This window comes from Neptuniibacter sp. (genome assembly GCF_024231755.1).
GTDB lineage: Bacteria > Pseudomonadota > Gammaproteobacteria > Pseudomonadales > Balneatricaceae > Neptuniibacter.
Window position 1 is genome coordinate 1 of sequence record NZ_JAAEQH010000131.1, and the last position, 19771, is coordinate 19771.

Consider the following 19771-nt stretch of genomic DNA (forward strand, 5'->3'; position numbering starts at 1 on the left):
ACAATGCCTTTAAACTGACCTGTAGTACAGTGATTAGCCTGGATATCAACCATGGAGAAACTATCATCCACAGAAACACCTGTGCCTTTGTTTACTGGCAGGTGATGATCCGGGTGAGTCTGACCAATCAACCAACTCTTCCACATATCACCTTTACGGTCGTAAGTGATGTTACGTGGAATAGTGAATGTCTGAGCATCCATATAGTGCTCACGCTTGCTGATTGGATGGTTTGGATCAACCGGATCTGATTCAACTACATAAACCTTACGCAGCTGCCAGGTAACCTCTGGGAAACAGCCGCCTTTACCACCGAATTTAACTACCTGATAACCTTCGTCATCCTTATGAGTTTCGGTGTCCAGGTCCATGTCGTTGTGGTTATACATCGGCAGTAGCATGTCTTTGGTGCCTTTGTAAGTCCAGTTCATATCACTGATACGACCGTTATAACCCTCAAAGTCCTCGATCATGATATCGGAACCCAGGAATGCATCCGTAACCTGACCTGTGGACAGACGACGCACACGACGCTGGAAGCCCAGGTACAGATAAGCGTTATCACGCTTCAGATCATCTTCGTAACGCTGAATCAGCAGCTGAGTGTTCTTAACATCAAACGGCTCCAGTACCTGTACATAGATACCACGGAACAGGTTGGATGGGTTTGGCGTAATTGCAGGGAATGGAGCCTGCTGAGTACGGTGCGTATAGTTCAGGAAGTGGAAGTTGAACTTAACGGTACGCTCAACCTTACTACTCTTCATGTCACGATACTTCCAATAGAACGGGTAGATCGCAGCAGAGTCACCCCAGTTGTAACCATACTTGTAGTTCCACGCCAGCTTTTCACCTGCACGAGGATCATCCATAGAAGGTTCCTGCGGGAACGGGCGGCCAGCGGTTGAACCACTGATTTCACCCACTTTTTCACCCAGCTGAGTATCTCCAGCATACTTACGAGTCGCATCTACATATGATTGGTGCAGATCAAAAGAGGTTGTGTCACCCACTTTCATCTCGTAATCGCCATTCTTGATGAACTTGTACATGGCTGGGTCCAGATGCTCTTTCACTGAATCCACATTGGATGCATTAATCACCATACCCGATTTAACTACAGCCGATTGCGGAACACTCTTTGCGTAAGGGTAGAAAGATTCCTGGATAATCTCTTCCGAGATCTGTGCCGCCTGAACACTCGCCGCCATTACAGACCCGACAGCCAGCGTTAGAAGTGTCTTTTTCAACATCGTTATTTACCTTTTTCTTATGATAGTCAGGGCTTCTGACTCGCCAATAGAAGCCCTGCTTTTTTATTTTTTATTAGAAGCGGTACTGAATAGTCAGCTGGTACTCATCTTCTTCGTTAGCCATACCCAAGATGCCGCTACGGAAACGACCTGTTGGTTCAAGGCTTGCTAAACCAGCAGAACCTGAAGTTACCCCTGCGCCATGTTCAGCTGCTGGATAAGCAGTGAATGGGCCATATGGGTTACAGGAACGGCAGTCATCAGCAGTCTTGTCTGCGCCATCACCGAATTTGATGTTGGCACTGGCTGTAAGCTTCCAGTTATCGTTGATCAACCATTCAACCATTGGCGCAGCAACAGAAGATTGAGCACGGAAGTCATGAGCCATGATGATCTGTGGGCTCAGGCGGTCATTCATCCACCAGCCTTTGATCAACAGGGTTGCGATATTGTTGGATTTCCACTGTGCAAAACCACGCTCGCCGTAAGTGGCTTGCTCAGAACGGTGATCAAGCAGGTGCTCACCAAACAGCTGACCAGAGAACAGGAAGCCACGACTTCTGTTCAGTGCAGGGATCATGACCGTTTTATCGACACCAATAACGTAGCGAAGCACATCAGAATCTGAGAAAAGATCTTCACTCATGGAATCTGCGAACTCTTCACCCTGGCTGTATGCACCCTCGAAGCGGAATACGGTATCCAGTGATTCAGAGTAGTAGTCCAAAGAACCACCGATCAGGTTTACGCGTGGGAAGTAGATATCAAACGCGATCAGGTGCGGTGTTGGACCAACATCACCTTTAACAAATGGGTTTTCACTGTTATCAACCGTTTTACCACCGCGCAGTGATGGGAACTGAGAGCGGTAGGTCAGCGCATTTACAGAGAAGTTCAAGTCGCCGTATACACCTTCCAGTTTCGCACCCAATTGAGTGTTAGATAGGCTCCAGCTTGGCAGGTGAACATCACGGATACCGATCTGATTTGGACCAAAGTTAGTCGCAGCCCAGCCAGCGATGGTTGGATCAGATGCAGCAGCCAGTGCTTCATCAGGCAGAGCACCCACTGCATTTAGCTGCGGAGCTAGAATTGGCGCTAGGCCTGCAGGTAGACCAGCGGCATTGATTGGTGCAAAGTTCGCAACCGTTCCACCGTTGTCCCATAGGTTCTTCATACCACGGAAGAAACAAGCTGCGTCCAGAGGGTTGTAAGCACCAGAGCAACTACCAAGGTTATGTGGACGGAACTTATCGAAGTTCCATACAACAGAAGCGTTCAGGTCATCAAAGCCACCTGTTGGCCCCATACGACGCTCCATCTGCAACATCCACATTGGAATACGCGTATCTTCCAGCTCGTCATAGATATTGTGACGGGAGTAATCTACTGGGTTCAGTACATCCAGTACGCGGAACAGGTCAGTACGACCCCATACTACCTGCTGACGACCTAAACGCACATTCAGCTGATCACCATCATCCAGAGTACGGGTTGCATCAATGTAGAACTCACGTAGGAAATCCCAACGATCGTTAAACTCTGGATACTTCAGATCATCCTCATCTGCATCGATGTAATCTTTAATACAGCCGCGGCTATCTACGTCACACGGACGTACAGGCACACCAAATGCGACACCACCATCAATCTTGTGTGTGTCCTCACCCAGTACCTTCATACCTGTAGAAGGGTTGTTTGGATAACTATCAACAAAAGCAGAATTCGCTGGGAATGGAGGCAAACCAGGAATTCCTGCAGGGTTAGCGTTCAGAAGACCGTATGCACCATCCACTGTCGCAGCATTCAGGCCAGAGCCATGCGCAACAGGCGTACCTACACCATTCAATGTTGTTTCCAAGAAGATGTCCTGACCTGCCTGAGCACCCGCATCGGAGCCAAACTCATCTTCATTGATGTCATACACAGCATCGTAAGTAGCACGCAGCGTACCGTGAACAGATACATTATCCCATCCACTATCAGAAGAGATCAGGTTACGACTAAATTCAAGCTGAGCCGTATTTCGTGACTTGGAGATCCCTTTAGATTCACGACGGTAAGTAGCATTCTCAACAAAACCAGACCACTCAGTTTCCCCCGCTAAAACGGCTGGACCATAGCTTGACGCTATGCCCATCGCCACCGCCACAGCGACTTTGTTGAGGGTTGTTATTTTTTTTGTCATCTCTTAACCCCTTCAGGCTTTTGTTTTTATGGTTACAGCAAGCATCCCTACAGGCAGCATCAGGCCCGACCCACGCTTTACGCGTGGATCACACCGTCTTCATCCTGATAGGCTTCACAAATAAACTTCGGTTTGAACACCAGCACCCAGCTCGGTACCAGCAACATCGCAGCTGCACCGTTGAGGATGACCATGACAGTCAACAGCAACGCTGCATCGGATTGGAAACGCAGATCGGACAGGATCACCCACATCACAATGCCTGCAATAAGCGTGATCGCGGTAAAACTAATCGCCAGACCTGTTGTACTGATCGCTTTACGCACCGCCGCATTCAGATCCTGCAGGGCAACCATCTCGGCACGGATGCGATCCATCATGTAGATTGAGTAGTCGATGCCGACACCTACACCCACCGCGATAATCGGTACGGTGTTGATGTTGATCCCCATATGGGTCACACCCATATAGGCGTAAGTCAGCGTTGTGGCGAACAACATCGCCATAAACATCATGGTGCCTGCCGCCAGAGACTGATAGAAGAACATCACCATGAGGAAGATCAGAATGAATACCAGCGGAAGCACCCAAAGGTTAGTCTCGTAAGCCGCTTCGTTCATCGCAGCCGTTACACCGATAGTGCCACCGGCCAGACGGATCTCCAGACCTTCAACTTTGCCTTCGTTAGCAGTGATCCACTCTTTAGCCTGATGGATTGCGCGACGGATGGTCTCGCCTTGGTGATCCTTGTAGTAGAACACTAAGTTAGCGATACGCTCATCGGTATCAACGAATTCGTTCAATGCTCCAGGGATTGGACTGGACATCATGTAGGTGAACATCAAACCACCCACATACATCTGATCATTCGGGATCTGAGTCCAGCGTGGATCATCGTTATGCAAAAGACGGTTAACCTGTTTAACCAGATCAGGGATACCTTTGGAACCACCGACTTCAGGGTCTAGCAACATGTGCTTCTGCAGATCACTTAGAGCAGCCAAAACTTCAGGGCGTTTTATGCCACCTTTTTCATTGGTTTCAGCCACGATGTATAACTCTTCAGATCCGGGGAAACTATCGTTCACCGATTTAGAGGAGATGTTGTAATCGTGATCCTGATACAGGATTGGAGAACCCGGTTCAGATTCACCGATCACCACCTTGGAAGAGAAGTACCAACCGCCACACAGCATAACCGCAGCAAGGATCAGCGCATTTTTCGCTGCACGCTGGTCACTGATAATTTCGGCACAGGCAAATCCGACATTACGGAAGATGTTGTGTTTGATCTCAGTGTTTTTCGGCTTAGGCAGAATCGACAGCAATAGTGGCACTGCCAGCAGTACAGTAATGATGATGCACAGTGCCCATAGAGATGCGTAGTGCGCCAGCTTAGTATTCAACGGAATAGAGCCGATCGCGATCAATAACAGACCTATCGCGTCTGATACCACGCCAAGGCTGCCCGGACGGAACAGACTTTCGAAGGTCAAGCGTGCTGAAAGCTGATGATCCGCATGTTTATTAAGTTCCTGATAGTAACGCTCAACGATCTGGATACCATGAGACATCGCTCGGGCTGATATCAGGAATGGAATTACCAATCCCAGTGGATCCAGGTTGTAGCCGAACAGGGAGATGATGCCGATACCCCAGATAGAGGAAACAACCACCGCCGCTAGTGGAATCAAAACCCCGTAAGCTTTACGGAAGTAGAAGATCAACAGGGAAAGCATAATTAATGCAGTAAACAGGAAGATCTCAATGATCTGATCCAGATACTGATACGCCCAGCCCACAAGCATTGGCTGACCCGTTACGTGAATCTTAAACCCTTCCGCCCCTTCATCAATCCGCATCTGCTGGATCTCATTGAAGGTCTTCACATAGTCTAGCTGCCCTTCGTTCAACTGTGCTTTAACCAGCGCCATCTTCATATCGGGAGATACAAGAGGCCCGTAGACACGAGGGTTAGCCACAATATCAGAGCGAAGCTGAGCTAAGGCTTCAGGATTGATTTCGCCACCCTGAGGGTCATAGTAAGACTTCGAGTTAACGTTACCTTCCGGGGTCATCCAGACCTTACGTGAGTTACGATGGGTCACACTCGCAACTAAGTTATGGTTAATTCCCGGTAGGCTATCCACCGCCATGGTGATGCGGTGTATTTTCTCCAAAGCTTCATTGGTGAAGATGTCACCATCTTCCACTTCTACACCCACGATGATGACGTTGGCACCACCAAAAGATTCTTTGATCTCGTTGTGCAGTTCAATGTAGGTATGCTCTTGAGGCAGCAGATCAGCGAAGTCGGAATACATCTTCACGCTTGGGATCTGGTAAGCGAAGAACAGAGTAATCAGCGCGATAATGCTGAGAATTTTCTTAGGATGGCGGAACACCGCTTCATCCAAACTGTGTAATAGATGCGTGGCCTTGTGGGCCTCTGCGGATTTCTTATCCATGGCTAAGGCCCCTTATTTTTGACTGATCTGTGAGTTTTCACCGGAAGCGATATCCAGCGTATAAAGGGAACCAAAGCCCCCTGCCATGAGCAGCTGTCCATTTTCCAGCTGCAGTGCATCTCGGATATAGACCGGGATATTTGGATTAGGAATCCGCTTCCAATCCATACCGGTGTATTCCAGAACAGTAGCGTGATCACCAAAAGCGAATAAACGGTCGCCCGCTTGATAGAAACCGTATAAAGGAGATTCAGTTGGTGTATTCTGTTTGGTCCAAGTCACTCCACCATCTGCGGTATGCAGAATCTGGCCGCTCAAGCCTGCAACCCAGCCATTCTCGGCTGAAGTGAAATGCGCATTCTGGGTATAAAAATCGTTGGGGATATATTCTGGAGTATTCCAGGTCTGACCCGCATCATCGCTGCGAACATACAGACCAAACTCGCCCGTTAAGATCGCTGTAGACTGATCCAAAAACTGGATATTGGTCAGCATTGCATCTTCGTTGAGAGTGGTTTCGGCCCAGGTTTTACCCTGATCGTAAGAGTTGAGAATGGTGGAAAAGCTACCCACCACCCAGACGCTGTTATCTGGCGCACAGGTCAGATCCAGAACATCTTCTGGTGTAGGTAGTTTGGACGCAGTCCAACTCTGGCCATTATCACTGCTGAACCAGACCTGCTTATCCATACTCAGAGCTACAAAGCTCTGGTCAGAACAAACTGAGATATCAACAAGTGCCGGAGAACCCTTAATCTCCTGACGCTTCCATTCCAGCTTATCAACGGGGCTGGTAAGTACCAGGCCGTCAGCACCCACAACAACCATAGAGTTGTCATTGACTGCTACACCCTGGAACTGGTCGGTACGACGTACCTGTTTTTCCAGCTCATTATTTACGCCCTCAAGATTGAGAGGCGCTTCACACCCTGTTAGCAAAAGGGGAAAAACTGCTGCACAAACTGCTGCTTTTTTTCCTGATACACCGCACGAATACTGACCGGTATTCCGGTTGTCGACGTATGTTGTTTTAATTATCGACGTCATCTTTTTATCACCAATAACTCTAATTTCAGGCGTTTTTACACCTATGTACTGGTGATACAGCAACCGTTGTGCCAGTTATCAAAAACCCATTTTTATTCCTTAATTAACAACAACTTAAATTATAATTAAATATTAAATACAACTTCGTATCCAACAGGATCAATCTGTTCATTAATCAAATAATCAAAAGATAAAAACCAGCGTTAGCAAATCATTAACCTTGTAATTTATAAGACTTAAGTCTCGGTTTATCGCCCCTAACCCTTCAACATAGAATGGTTAGAACACTGTCATCCCAAACTTAATTTGGAATCCATACAGGCGGTTATACATAACAAGATGCCAGCCTACGCGGGAACGACGAAGGCTGATATTAAGGCGAAAGAAGTTGTTTCATTTTGTAGGAGCTCACCCTGTGAGCGATACGTATGGAGGAGAAAAAACTATCAGGCCCCATTTCAGAGGCATCTATAGTGAGCCAAGCAAAGTGATATTTATATCCTAATGAAATGCGCAGCAATGCTCTTCATATGCCTCTGCAAGCATCTCAATAAACGCACTTATTTTCCTGGGAACATAGCGGATATTTGGATAAATAGCGTAGATCCCCACATCCCTGTAGATCTTCTCCTGCAAGACAGGCACTAGCTGACCATTACTTACCTGATCCCTGACCAGATAAACCGGCATAAACGCGACCCCCATACCTGAAACAGCCGCCTCACGAAGGCTCACTAGTGAGCTGGCCTGAAAACGTCCACTTATTTTTATACTATCCGGCTGACCTTTGACAGTTACCGGCCACTCATTTGCACCGGTTTCCTGATAATGGAATTCTAGGCAGTTGTGCCCTTCCAGATCAGACAAACTCTCGGGGATTCCATGCAGTTCCAGATACTCCGATGAGGCATAGGCATACCATCGAGAATTCACTAACTTACGTGCACGCAGAGTCGAGTCAGACAGCGTTCCTGTGCGGATAGCCAGATCAAATCCGGAATCGATTAGATCCTGAAAGCTATCTTTAATAGCCATCTCTACTTTCATTTGTGGGTATTGTTTGAGGTACTGGTCGATTACACCCGGAAGGAAATACTGCCCTGAGATCATGGGTGCCGCTATGCGAAGCAGGCCTTTCGGTTGCTCGGCATGCTGAGAAACGGCCTGTTCAGCCAGAGCAACACCACTTTCCAGCTGCTGACAGTGTTGGAAAAACTCCTCACCTGCTTCGGTCAGACTGAGTTTACGAGTTGTGCGAATCAGCAGCTGCACCCCAAGGTGTTGTTCAAGACGTGAGATATGTTTACTAACAACTGAACTAGCCACACCCTTTTGTTCAGCTACCGCTCTGAACGACTTTAATTTCACCACCTGGGCAAACAGAAGCATATCATCCAGATTATTCATCATCGGCCTTTTACTAATCCCATTATTAAACTTTTAGAATCAATCAAATTCGATTACTCGTCTTAATCCAAGTATAGCGATTCGGTAACCTGTTACAAAATGATAATAATGAAGGGAGCCTTCCATTCACCCTATGCAACTTATGCGCTTTTAATGGGTGGGGACATGCTCCTAATAACTGACAGGATTTCATTATGCAGGAACAGGATAAGTATCAGGAGTTCATCGGCAGAGCCGCCGAGTTTATTCCCCAAAAACGGATTATTACTGATTACCTACGTACTCTGGCCTATGGCACCGATGCCAGCTTCTATCGCTTAATGCCGAAAGTGATCGTTCAGGTCGCTAAAGAAGAAGAGATGATCCGCTTGATGGCACTTGCTACTGAGATGGATCTACCCATTACGTTCCGCGCATCGGGCACTAGTCTGTCAGGGCAGTCGATTACTGATTCCATCATGCTGTCACTGACTCCTGACTGGAAAGATTATGAAATCCTAGAAGATGGCAAAAAGATCCGTATGCAATGCGGCGTTCTGGGTGGAGATGCCAATCGCTATCTTGCTCCACTAGAACGCCAGCTTGCGCCTATGCCTGCTTCCATTGATGCCGCTACTGTAGGCGGAATTGCAATTAACAACGCTGCCGGCATGAACTCTATGGACACCTATGGTGTTATGGAATCTGCCCGCTTTGTATTTCTGGATGGCACTGTACTTGATACGGGTTGTGAAGAAAGCCGTTCAGCTTTCCGCAAAAGCCATGCAAATATGATTGCCGAAGTAGCGCTGCTGTCTAAGCATCTGCGCAAAAATGAAGCCCTAAGTAAACGTATCCTGCGTAAATACGAAGTTAAAAACACCACAGGTTACGGCTTACGCTCTCTGCTGGAATGGGATGACCCGATCGATATGATCGCCCGCCTAATGATTGGTTCAGAGGGTACACTCGGCTTTATTTCAGAAATTACCCATAACACCATCCGTAAGTACCCGCTAAAAGCGTCGGCGTTTTTAGTTTTCCCGGATATCCGTACCGCCAGTATTGCCGTTACCCGCTTTAAACTGAATAAGACACCTGTGTCTGCTGCGGAGATGATCGACTATTTCGCGCTAAAAGCTGTGCAACATATGGATGGTGTGCCGGATTACATCGCTGATGTACCTGAAGGCGCAACGGCTATTCTGGTTCAAGCTGAAGCGGATGAACAAGACGTATTGGAAGGCAACATCGCCACTATTCTGGAAGAAATTGATGATCTGGAATTGGTGGTACCGGCAACATTTACCGACAAACCTTCTGAATACCAGGCGTACTGGAATATCCGAAAAGGGATCTTCCCTGCTGTGGGTGCTACCCGCCCTAAAGGCACCACTGCACTGATTGAAGACGTTGCATTCCCAATTGAAACCCTGGCAGATGCACTCACCGATCTGCAGCAACTCATGCAGAAACACGGTTATGATGACGGTGTAATCTACGGCCACGCTTTGGACGGCAACCTGCACTTTATCTTCTCGCAGGGGTTTGGCAGTAAAGAAGCAATCGACCGTTACGAACGTTTTATCGACGAAGTGTGCGATGTTGTAGTGGATAAATATGACGGCTCCCTCAAAGCTGAACATGGTACCGGTCGTAATATGGCTCCATTTGTACAGAAAGAATGGGGGGATGAAGCCTACGCAGTTATGTTGGAGATCAAGCGGATCTTCGATCCGAAGGGCATTCTTAACCCTGATGTTATGATCACCCGCAATCCAAAGCTGCATATCAGCAACCTCAAGCCTATGCAGGCGGTGAGTGATATCGTTGATCAGTGTATCGAATGTGGTTTCTGTGAACGTATGTGCCCTTCTCGAAACCTGACCTTAAGCCCAAGGCAGCGCATCATCGGTAAGCGTGAACTGGCATTGCTTGATGGCGAAGATCAAAAAAGCTTCGCTGATGAATATGACTATATGGCTATCGATACCTGCGCCGGTTGTGGACTCTGCTCCACCGTATGCCCGGTAGGTATCAATACTGGTGACTTGGTTCGTCAGTTACGCCACGACAAAAACGAAAGCCGTGAAGGCATCTCTGAATGGATCGCCAACAACTTCGGCACTGTCACAACTGCAACCAAAGCCGCTTTTGGAGTGGCAAATGCGAGCCACGCTGTTTTAGGCAGTAAAGCTATGGGCGCTGTTACTCGCACGGCACGAAAAATCTCTGGTAATAAGATCGGATACTGGAGCCCGGAAATGCCGACTCCCGCACCTAAGATCATCACCACTGACAATCAGAGAGATACAGCTAACTCCAGCGATACAGCACTCAAGGTAATTTACCTGCCAAGTTGTGCTAGCCGTACTATGGGGCCAGCTCGTGGTGCCGAGGAACAAACAGCACTGGTTGATAAAACCGAAGCATTGCTGCGCAAAGCCGGTTTTGAAGTAATCTACCCAGAGGGCCTAAAAGAGCAGTGCTGTGGTATGCCGTTTAAGAGCAAAGGCATGTTTAATCAGGCCGATGCTAAAGCGGCCGAAACTGTGCAAATGCTTCTTAAAGCCAGCAATAACGGTGAGATCCCGATTTATTGCGATACCAGCCCATGTACGATGCAACTCAAAGATCATATGGACGAGCGGATCAAACTGTTTGAGCCGGTGGATTTCATCCATACCTTTATGATGGACAAGCTGGATTTCAAACCGGTTGATGAGAAAGTTGCTCTTCACATCACCTGCTCTGCGCGCAGAATGGGCTTGGATCAGAAGATTGTTGATGTAATGAAGGCTTGCAGTACCAATGTAGTGATTCCCGATCAAATTACCTGTTGTGGTTTCGCAGGTGACAAAGGTTTCACCACTCCGGAACTTAATGAATCAGCACTGAGTACTCTGGCAGATCAGGTTGAAGGCTGCAACAGCGGTTATTCCACCAGCCGCACCTGTGAGATAGGTTTGAGCCACCATTCGGGCATCGATTACCAATCGATTGTCTATCTGGTAGATCAATGCACTCAGGCTAAAAACTAAGATCCAAAAAATCTCATACCAACCACACTCCAATAACGATCATTTGGTTTTGGGGTGTGGTCATCTCACTATCTCTTAAATAACGCACTTCACTAATTCTTGTTTCCAGCACAAGAAAAGAAAAAACGTCTGCACCCTACTCTTAACCCACAAACTAAATCGAAACCTTCAGAACAAACCTTCTGTGGAAAAATCCTTCTGTGGAAAAATCCGGAATTGTTATATTATAACATTTCATCTTATTCGATCTGGACAAAGAGAACGCGCAGTATGAAAGCTACCTTGATCAAAAATTCCACCCTATTTAACGAAGGCAAAGAATTTGTCGCAGATCTTCGTATTGTCGGACAACGTATTGAGGAAATCGCATCAGATATTTCCGCGAAGGAAAATGATCAGGTGATAGATGCAGAAGGACTTTGGCTTCTACCCGGTATGATTGATGATCAAGTCCATTTCCGTGAGCCAGGTCTGACTCACAAAGGTAATATCGCAAGCGAATCCCGTGCTGCCGTAGCTGGCGGTATCACCAGCTTTATGGAGATGCCGAATGTAGATCCATCCACAACCACCATAGAAGCGCTGGAAAATAAATTTAAATTGGGAGAGCAAAACGCTCTAGCCAATTATTCCTTCTACTTGGGCGCGACAGAAGACAATCTAGAACAGATCAAACGTTTAGACGTGTCCCGTCATTGCGGTGTTAAGGTGTTTATGGGTGCGTCTACAGGCGACCTTCTTGTTGAAGCACCTCAGGCGCTGGATGCAATTTTCCGTGAGAGTCCAACACTGATAGTGACCCACTGTGAAAGCGGGCCGATCATGCAACAGAAGCTGATTGAATACCGTGAAGCAGGTATTACACCTACGATTCAGGACCACCCAAAACTACGCTCAGTTGAAGCCTGCTACGCTTCATCATCCTACGCTGTAGGTTTGGCAAAGAAGTTCAATAGCCAACTGCACGTACTCCATATCACCACAGAAAAAGAGCTTAGCCTTTTCGAACCAGGTCCAATAGAAAACAAAAACATCACAGCAGAAGCTTGTGTTCATCACTTGTGGTTCAGTGAAGAAGATTACGCAGACCGGGGCAACATGATTAAGTGTAACCCCGCTATCAAATCTGCCAGCGATCGCGCCGCACTGATTCAAGCATTGAACACAGGGCAGATCGATATTATCGCCACTGATCACGCCCCGCATACCTGGGAAGAAAAGCAGGTTGAATACATCAAAGCGCCTGCGGGATTACCACTCGTTGAACATGCCCTTCTCACACTGATGGATCATGTTAAAAACCAACGCATGACCATTCAGCAAGTCGTAGAAAAAGTGTGCCATAACCCAGCTATACGCTATGGCATCGTCGAGCGTGGCTATCTACGTGAAGGCTATTTTGCCGATCTTGTTCTGGTAGATCCAAACGCCAACACCCCTGTAAGCCATGAGAACTGCCGTTACCACTGTGGCTGGACCCCATTCGATGGCCACACCTTCAGTTCAAAGATTAGATCTACTTGGGTTAATGGTACTCAGGTCTTCGATGGTGAAAACCTCATTGAAGAGAACAGCGCTATGGAACTTCGTTTTGCGCGTTAATATCGCCAGAATTTCTAGGTGTAAAAGCCTAGACAAAAATGACTAGGTGAATAGACCTTCATGAATAACTACGCCGAATGCCCCCCATTCGGTGCCTTCTCTCGCTAAAAGAGAGAGCAATAGCTACACAGGATTAGTAAATAATGTTGAGAAAGAACCCTTCCGGCTTTAGCCCTGAAGTATCTGAAAAAGCTTTTATCGATCCGACAGCAATCATCTGCGGTCGCGTCATCATTGAAGATAATGTTTTTGTTGGCCCCTATGCTGTTATCCGTGCTGATGAAGTTGATGACAATGGTGATTTGGAACCAATCATCATCCGCCGCGACTCCAACATTCAGGACGGTGTTGTTATCCACTCTAAATCCGGCGCAGCTGTGACTATCGGCCAGCGTACATCTATTGCCCACCGCTCCATCATCCATGGCCCTTGCGAAGTCGGTGACGATGTTTTTATCGGTTTTAACACCGTAATATTTCGCACTCATGTAGCCAATGGCTGCGTGATCCGTCATAACTGCGTTGTCGATGGTATGGATCTGCCTGAACAGATGCACGTACCACCGATGACAAATATCGGACCTGATTTTGATCTCAGCCGGATAGAGCAAGTGCCACCAGATTACTCCTCTTTCTCAGAGTCGGTTGTTGCGGCTAACCATTGGTTGGTAGAAGGTTATAAAAAGCTTTCGAATGAACTGAGTTGATCGAGCTAGATAAACAAAGATAAGGGCTTGAAGGCTGACTGACCCCTCAGTTTTGAGCCCTATTTACATAGGAGGAATAACGCTCAAGGCTATCCTACTGGAAAATGGTAAGTGGTAAAGTTGCGACCCAAAAGTTGAGTTTGATCGGCTTGCTAGCCATCTTAGCCAATGCCTTGTATTCACGTCTGCTATCTAACAGATGGAAAAGCACCTCTTGGTGACCAAGCTCATCTGCCCACCCCAAAAGGGTTTTGAAGATGGGTACGCCAGAACCCCAGAACCTTTTCGAGATAACAATAGCGATTTCAAAATCTTCATCATCCCGTTGAATACCGCACCAACCCGCTAGTTCTCCATCGATGGAAACTATACGAACTCTGCAGCCCCGCATGGCATCAGTTTTGAGCTTGTCTTCAATCCAAGATTGGATGCTTGTGGCATCGAAGTATGGATGATCAATTAAATGAGTTCGTAACGAGTCCTCGTTTACGACGGCTATCAGATTTTGGGGATCAACTTCATTAAAACTCAGGTATTCGATATTAGGCATTTTGGTTTATTTCTGAGCTTAGCTTAGTGGGAAGTAGCACTGATGCAATCAGCTACAGCTATTTGTTAGGTAGCATTGCTCGCAATTTTATTATTTATATGTTCTGAAATTTCTTTGGCTTGTGAGCCCGTAATTGGTATCGCATGTGTTTTTCCATCTAGACACCTTAAATGAGTAACCTTCATAAAATAGAGAGTAAATGTATAACAATGTGAGATCTCATCCCATGGCACCTCTATTTGCCTAAACACATTATGAAAAGAAACTCCTTTTTCATCTACTAGTACCCATATTCTTTGGGGTATCAGGCCAAGAATTAATATGAGAAGCCCAATAAAGAATAGAGCAAACAGAGCTATGGACAAAACATCTCCTTTAGCAGCTACTGGGTAAAGAATTGATTCAAAAGCAGCAATAAAAAAAATAAAGAAAACATCCTGCTTATAACTTTTTTTCAAATAACGTTTTTGATTGCCCATAAGTTACCTAACACCCGGTTTAGGGACTGAATTAAGCTACGTACCAACTAGATCCCTCTTTAATACTAAAACGACCGTCAGATACTTAATATTGCCTAGGTTGGATCCTTTCTACTGTGAATATAGTTATCCACGGCGTCAAAATCTGTATATAGAGTGTCCGCAAATTTACCTATATGGAAATGCGACAAATACAGATGTAAATTTTAAAGGAAAGAGATAACGCTGATTAAAGGGGGAGTCTCTTCCATGGCAAACTGCATAAGCAACAGCAATGATCAGCTATTCATAAACTTAAGATCGTTGATCTACTCATGCCAGACATCCATCTGTCTGTTTTATATGAGTTCTAACTTAGCACTTTAGCAAAAGCAAGCAATCATATTACCTGGTAGATCAAGACATGCCGCAAAAAAGAACATGGAACTTGAATAAGTTAGGTTCATGGATTCCAGCCTACGCTGGAATGACGGGTGGAACGCAGGAAGGACGAGTGAAGTAGTAAAACCAGAGGGTCTTCTTTTTAGGAGGCGTTGCCCCTTGCGGGTATCACGCCGATAACCTCTCGCGGTGGAGACACTGCTCCAACAAAAGAAAAGCCAGCATAAAGCTGGCTTTGGTGTAACAGGATTTAGTTATATCCGTTTGAACAACGCTGAACGACTCTGTTCTTCTGCACCATCAGCAGCAGTAAAGAAACGCTCCATGTGGATATCACGTTCAAACAATCGGCCCTGCATCAGGGTGGTGATGGCAGCGTCGATCATTGGAGGTGGGCCACAGAGATAAGCTTTGTGACCATCGCAACGACCATCAAAGTACGTGTTTACCGCTTCATGAACAAAACCGGTGAAACCTTCCCAGTTATCACTTGCTTCTGGCTCATTCAGTGCAGGGATGTACTTGAAGTTGCTGTGTTCTTTCTCCAGTTCTTCAAAGATCTCACGGTTGTAGAGTTCCGCTACATTACGTGCGCCCTGGAACAGATAAATATCACGGGTATCGCCCTTCTCTATCAGTTCCATAATCATGGATTGCGGACTGGAAAGACCTGAACCACCCGCGATAAAGATCGCCCCTTTAGGATCGGACAAGCGAGTAAAGAACTGGCCGTAAGGACCGGATACTTCAAGCTCATCGCCTTCGCTCAACTGTTCATGCAGGTAAGTTGTACCCGCACCACCTGGAACCTGACGTACGTGGAGTTCCAGTTTGTTGTTGTCCGATGGCTTATTAGCGATAGAGAAAGCACGCGAACCTTCCACACCTGGGATGTTCAAGTTTACATACTGCCCAGCCTGGAACTCGATCTCTTCATCCAGTTCGAAGTGGATACCTTTGATGGTGGGTGACAGATCTTTGATCTCGGTTACCGTCGCTTTGAAATCGCGTACCGGATAACCTTCAAAGTCTTCATCCACATCGATATCTGCTTCGATCACCAGATCTGATTCCGGCGTTGCACAGCAAGCCAGGATCATTCCCTCGTCGCGCTCCATATCCATCAAAGCAAAGGGCGAAGCGTTGCCCAGATCAACATCACCCTCTGTTACCTGACATTTGCAGGTTGCACAGGTGCCGTGACCGCAGGCGAATGGTAGCCAGACACCCTGACGCAAAGCTGCATCCAGAATGGTCTGTCCTTCATCTACCTCAATCACATCACCGGTAGGTTCGATTGTTACTTCATAGCTCATAGCACTTCACCCTTTAACTCTTTCTTGCTTACACACCTGCGTTCTGGAAGCCTTTCAGCTCTGGCGTATGGAAACGCAGCAGGGATTTGTGATCGATACCCTGGTCGATCAGGGATACGTCCATCTGTGGAATAAATGGCTGACCATTCAGCATCCACTCTGCAGTTTCCCAGTTCACTTCTTCAAATTCCGGGTGCAGTGAGAATGTAGTAGGCATCACTTCATTCAACAGGGTTTCGAATTTCATCTCTGGTGGCACTGGGTAAGCGAATGCAGCGCAGAACATCAGGTGATGATCCCAACCCACATAAACCACCTGGTTGTCACCAAAGTTTTCACGTTTATCGAGTACTTCGCCTTTATAGTCAGGCGTAATAGCATGTACAGGCATTGTTATTCTCTCTGATCAAGCCGGTGGATTGCTTCTAAACAAACCACCGGGATTCTTATTATTCTGTTACCTAGGCAACACCTTTCCATTTATTCCAGCGTTCTTCGTCTGGAGAACCTTTGATATCCATGTTGTCCGCACCTACATTCATGCGGTAGAAGTCACTTAGGACATCGGTAACATCCGGGCCACCACAGTTGCCCTGGAAGATCTGGTGTACTGGCAGCCAGGACTGTACAAACTTCTCTGGTTCATCTTCGAAGATGTCCTTACAACCGTCAGAACAGAAGTGGTAACGCTCACCTTCATGCTCGCAATCGCGGTAGGAAGTCTGAGTAGGGTCATCCATCTCAGTGAACAGCATTGGGATCTGACAAGTTGTACATAGCTGTGGCAGACCCTGGGTGTAGAAACGCTTACCTTCCGCTTCCATCTTCTTGGCCAGTTCCCAACGTGGACGGTAGTACTTGTCGAATGTTTCAGGGTACTTCTCAGACAACCAATCCAGCTCTTCATCAGTTGGAATCCAGGTATGGAAACCAGCCGCATGGCCGTGGGTGTAGAAAGTCCACCAAGCCTGATGCGAGATATGCTCTTTCTCTTTCTCGATCACATCTGCGTACTTAGGCATCTTGATGCCGTAACGGGCCAGATCCTTAAACAGCGCACCGCCCGCTTCTTCGAAGTAAACTTCCCAAGCTTCTTTCCAGGACATCACTTTGTTAGGCAGCATGTAGTCCATCATCATCGCAACGATGGTCAATAGACGGCTACCACGCCAGAACCACTTATCGATCCACTTCTGAACGATTGGCACATTGTCTTCGTGCTGTTCCAGCAGGAACTTGATGATCTCAAGACCCAGCGTCATGTGACGTGCTTCGTCAGACTGCGCAGAGAAACCAAAGGTTACTGTCGCCATATCACCGTTATGCGCCGCACCGGACATGAACGGTACGAACAGCAAGTTAGTCAGTACGTATTCGAAGGAGAAACCAATCGCAATCATGAACTCGAATGGACCTGCAGCACGGGCATCGTTAAAGAACGACTTAGGTACTGACAGATACCATACGCGGTCATGCATATGGCTGTATTCCTGGAAGCCATCGAAGAACTTGTTGTAGTGGCTCATCGCGTGGATCTGCGTCTGTACGTGACGCAGCTCATCCAGTGACTGCATCTGACACGCAACACGTGCACCTACGCCACCGAACTGACGACCTACATGAGCAAAGCCCTGGTAAGCCTGATACTCAAGTGGTGATACACCTGTCAGGAAAATTTTGATCGCATTTACGTAACGTGGATCAACAACGTTCAGGTGACCGTTGTTCTGAGAGAATGCATCGAAGATTGCGTAAAGTTTCTTCTCTTTCTCAGCCTGGTACTTCCAGTAAGCATCCATGGTCAGACGGAATGGGTCTTCCCACTTAGACCAGTCAGTAATTTTGATGCCTTCAAACTCTTCGAATGGAAACGCTTCTTTACGATCTGCGTAGGAATATTCCCAATCCAGGTCACGCGTCAGCAGACGGTATTTATCTTTAATATTCAGTTTCTTAGCCATGATTCAGACCTTTTATTCTTGTTCGCTCGGACGACTTAATATCCGTACTACTGATTCCAATGCAGGCTCAGGCTGTCATCGTCTTCTTCAACGTTGCCACCCAGAGTGATCAGGTTGACGTGCAGCTCCTGCACATCCCAGTCACGACCCATCTTCTCTTCAACCGTTTCACGGTTAACGGTCAGACGACCTTCCTTCTCGATACGGATCATCGCTGGCATATGGATAACCGTCGCATCCGGGTTATCTTCTTCAATTGCCTCTACGATGTAGCGGGACTCATCGTTGTCCTGCAGTGCGATATATACTTTTGACATCTTTGAATCCTCTTACTTAAACAGACCAGCTTTGTTCAAACGCTTATCCAGAGCCGCTTCAGCCTGAGCCAGTGCTTCAGCACCCAGCATCTCTCCAGCCAACAGCTCCATTGCAGGCAGTACTTTGCCTTTCCACTTAGTTACCCACTGTTCCAGCAGCGCTTTGTTCTCTGCAGATTCCGCAGCTGCTATTTTCAGTACGGCATCAACCCAACGGTTAGTGTCTTTTGCCCATACCTGCATAAACTCAGTTAACATGCCCACATCCTGAGCACCGTTATCCTGTAGCCACTGATCGAACTGGTTGTAGAACAGGTCATTAATCAGAGAATCCATCACTACGTCCTGGGCAACCAGAACTTCGAACCAGTCTTCAGTTGTGGTCATCTCTTCCACTGCGGCACGAACGCCCTGCCAGATCTTCTCGTCCAGCCAGTTAAGCTTCGCTTCCGCCAGTGCATCACCACTGTTGCCATCAAGGATCAAACCAATACGTGATAGATATTGCGCAATACCTAAACGGTCCATACCGTTGTACAGGCAAGCCTGAGTAATCGCAGTACCGTAGCCATAAGCGCTGGCATACATGTTGTTCAGATTCGCACCGTGCTCAACATGACGTAGTGGTACCAGATAGCGGATCAGTTTCGCTTTCATATCTTCCGGCAGGTGACGAGCCAGATCTCGTTTTTCAAAGAACGCGTAATTATTCTCAGCCACTTCCTGCATTTTGGAGCGCTGCTGTACGTAAGCTCCGTAATAGAACTGGCGCGGATCTTTAAACGCATACCAGTCTTCCATCTTGATTTCGGTACGGGTTGGATCGTTCAGTTCCTTATCCGGCTGCCACAGTGGGCGGTAATGGAAATAAGCTTCTGACTGAACGTCGTACGTAGCTTCCTGATAACGAGTCGCCGGCTTATCACCAAAGCGACGCTCAATGTGTGCAAAGGTATTGCGTACCGGCTCTAACGTCGCGGTTTTTATTTCAATAGTCATTGCGGTTGTATTCCTATTATTCTTATTGGGTTGCGCGGTCGTGGTTGTGGGCCATCAGCGTTTCTTCGCCGTAACG

15 protein-coding genes are annotated in these 19771 nt (G+C 47.1%); 3 read left to right on the plus strand and 12 right to left on the minus strand.

The window, feature by feature from the left end; all coding sequences use genetic code 11:
• From GY843_RS07630 to GY843_RS07650, 5 genes are all read right to left on the minus strand, one after another.
• Positions 1-1253 (minus strand): DUF1329 domain-containing protein (locus GY843_RS07630; protein ID WP_297308188.1); only part of this gene is annotated, 1253 nt, incomplete at its 3' end.
• A 73-nt stretch (positions 1254-1326) separates the two neighbouring features.
• Positions 1327-3441: a DUF1302 family protein gene (locus GY843_RS07635; protein WP_297308190.1), complete on the minus strand. Its 2115-nt coding sequence runs from the start codon at positions 3439-3441 to the stop codon at positions 1327-1329.
• Positions 3442-3518: 77 nt separating this feature from the next.
• Positions 3519-5909: an MMPL family transporter gene (locus tag GY843_RS07640; protein ID WP_297308193.1), complete on the minus strand. Its 2391-nt coding sequence runs from the start codon at positions 5907-5909 to the stop codon at positions 3519-3521.
• A 12-nt stretch (positions 5910-5921) separates the two neighbouring features.
• Positions 5922-6956, minus strand: a complete 1035-nt coding sequence (locus tag GY843_RS07645; RefSeq protein WP_297308195.1) for a YCF48-related protein — start codon at positions 6954-6956, stop codon at positions 5922-5924.
• A gap of 501 nt (positions 6957-7457) precedes the next feature.
• Positions 7458-8366: a LysR family transcriptional regulator gene (locus GY843_RS07650; protein ID WP_297308197.1), complete on the minus strand. Its 909-nt coding sequence runs from the start codon at positions 8364-8366 to the stop codon at positions 7458-7460.
• Between the two features lie 191 nt (positions 8367-8557).
• On the opposite strand from GY843_RS07650, the gene GY843_RS07655 reads away from it, so the two are divergent.
• The 3 genes from GY843_RS07655 (at position 8558) to GY843_RS07665 (ending at position 13692) form a co-directional block, all read left to right on the plus strand.
• Complete coding sequence (locus tag GY843_RS07655; protein ID WP_297308199.1) at positions 8558-11383, plus strand: FAD-binding and (Fe-S)-binding domain-containing protein; 2826 nt, start codon at positions 8558-8560, stop codon at positions 11381-11383.
• A 270-nt stretch (positions 11384-11653) separates the two neighbouring features.
• Positions 11654-12985 (plus strand): dihydroorotase, encoded by a 1332-nt coding sequence (locus GY843_RS07660; protein ID WP_297308201.1) that lies wholly within the window; start codon positions 11654-11656, stop codon positions 12983-12985.
• A gap of 143 nt (positions 12986-13128) precedes the next feature.
• Entirely contained in the window at positions 13129-13692 is a 564-nt protein-coding gene (locus GY843_RS07665) for a carbonate dehydratase (RefSeq protein ID WP_297308203.1), read from the plus strand.
• Positions 13693-13786: 94 nt separating this feature from the next.
• Here GY843_RS07665 and GY843_RS07670 read toward each other — a convergent pair whose 3' ends face one another.
• The 7 genes from GY843_RS07670 to GY843_RS07700 form a co-directional block, all read right to left on the minus strand.
• Complete coding sequence (locus tag GY843_RS07670) at positions 13787-14242, minus strand: N-acetyltransferase (protein WP_297308205.1); 456 nt, start codon at positions 14240-14242, stop codon at positions 13787-13789.
• A 65-nt stretch (positions 14243-14307) separates the two neighbouring features.
• Positions 14308-14721 carry a hypothetical protein gene (locus GY843_RS07675; RefSeq protein ID WP_297308207.1) on the minus strand — a complete coding sequence of 138 codons (414 nt, stop codon included), beginning with the start codon at positions 14719-14721 and terminating at the stop codon, positions 14308-14310.
• A 635-nt stretch (positions 14722-15356) separates the two neighbouring features.
• Positions 15357-16418, minus strand: a complete 1062-nt coding sequence (locus GY843_RS07680; RefSeq protein ID WP_297308209.1) for an NADH:ubiquinone reductase (Na(+)-transporting) subunit F — start codon at positions 16416-16418, stop codon at positions 15357-15359.
• 28 nt (positions 16419-16446) lie between these two features.
• The gene (locus GY843_RS07685; protein ID WP_297308211.1) at positions 16447-16809 is read right to left on the minus strand and encodes a phenol hydroxylase subunit P4; all 363 of its coding nucleotides are present in this window, start codon (positions 16807-16809) and stop codon (positions 16447-16449) included.
• 70 nt (positions 16810-16879) lie between these two features.
• Complete coding sequence (locus tag GY843_RS07690; RefSeq protein WP_297308213.1) at positions 16880-18379, minus strand: aromatic/alkene/methane monooxygenase hydroxylase/oxygenase subunit alpha; 1500 nt, start codon at positions 18377-18379, stop codon at positions 16880-16882.
• Between the two features lie 47 nt (positions 18380-18426).
• On the minus strand, positions 18427-18696 hold the full coding sequence (locus GY843_RS07695) for an MmoB/DmpM family protein (RefSeq protein ID WP_297308215.1): 270 nt from the start codon (positions 18694-18696) through the stop codon (positions 18427-18429).
• 12 nt (positions 18697-18708) lie between these two features.
• Positions 18709-19695 carry an aromatic/alkene monooxygenase hydroxylase subunit beta gene (locus GY843_RS07700; RefSeq protein WP_297308217.1) on the minus strand — a complete coding sequence of 329 codons (987 nt, stop codon included), beginning with the start codon at positions 19693-19695 and terminating at the stop codon, positions 18709-18711.
• Positions 19696-19771: the final 76 nt, after the last annotated feature.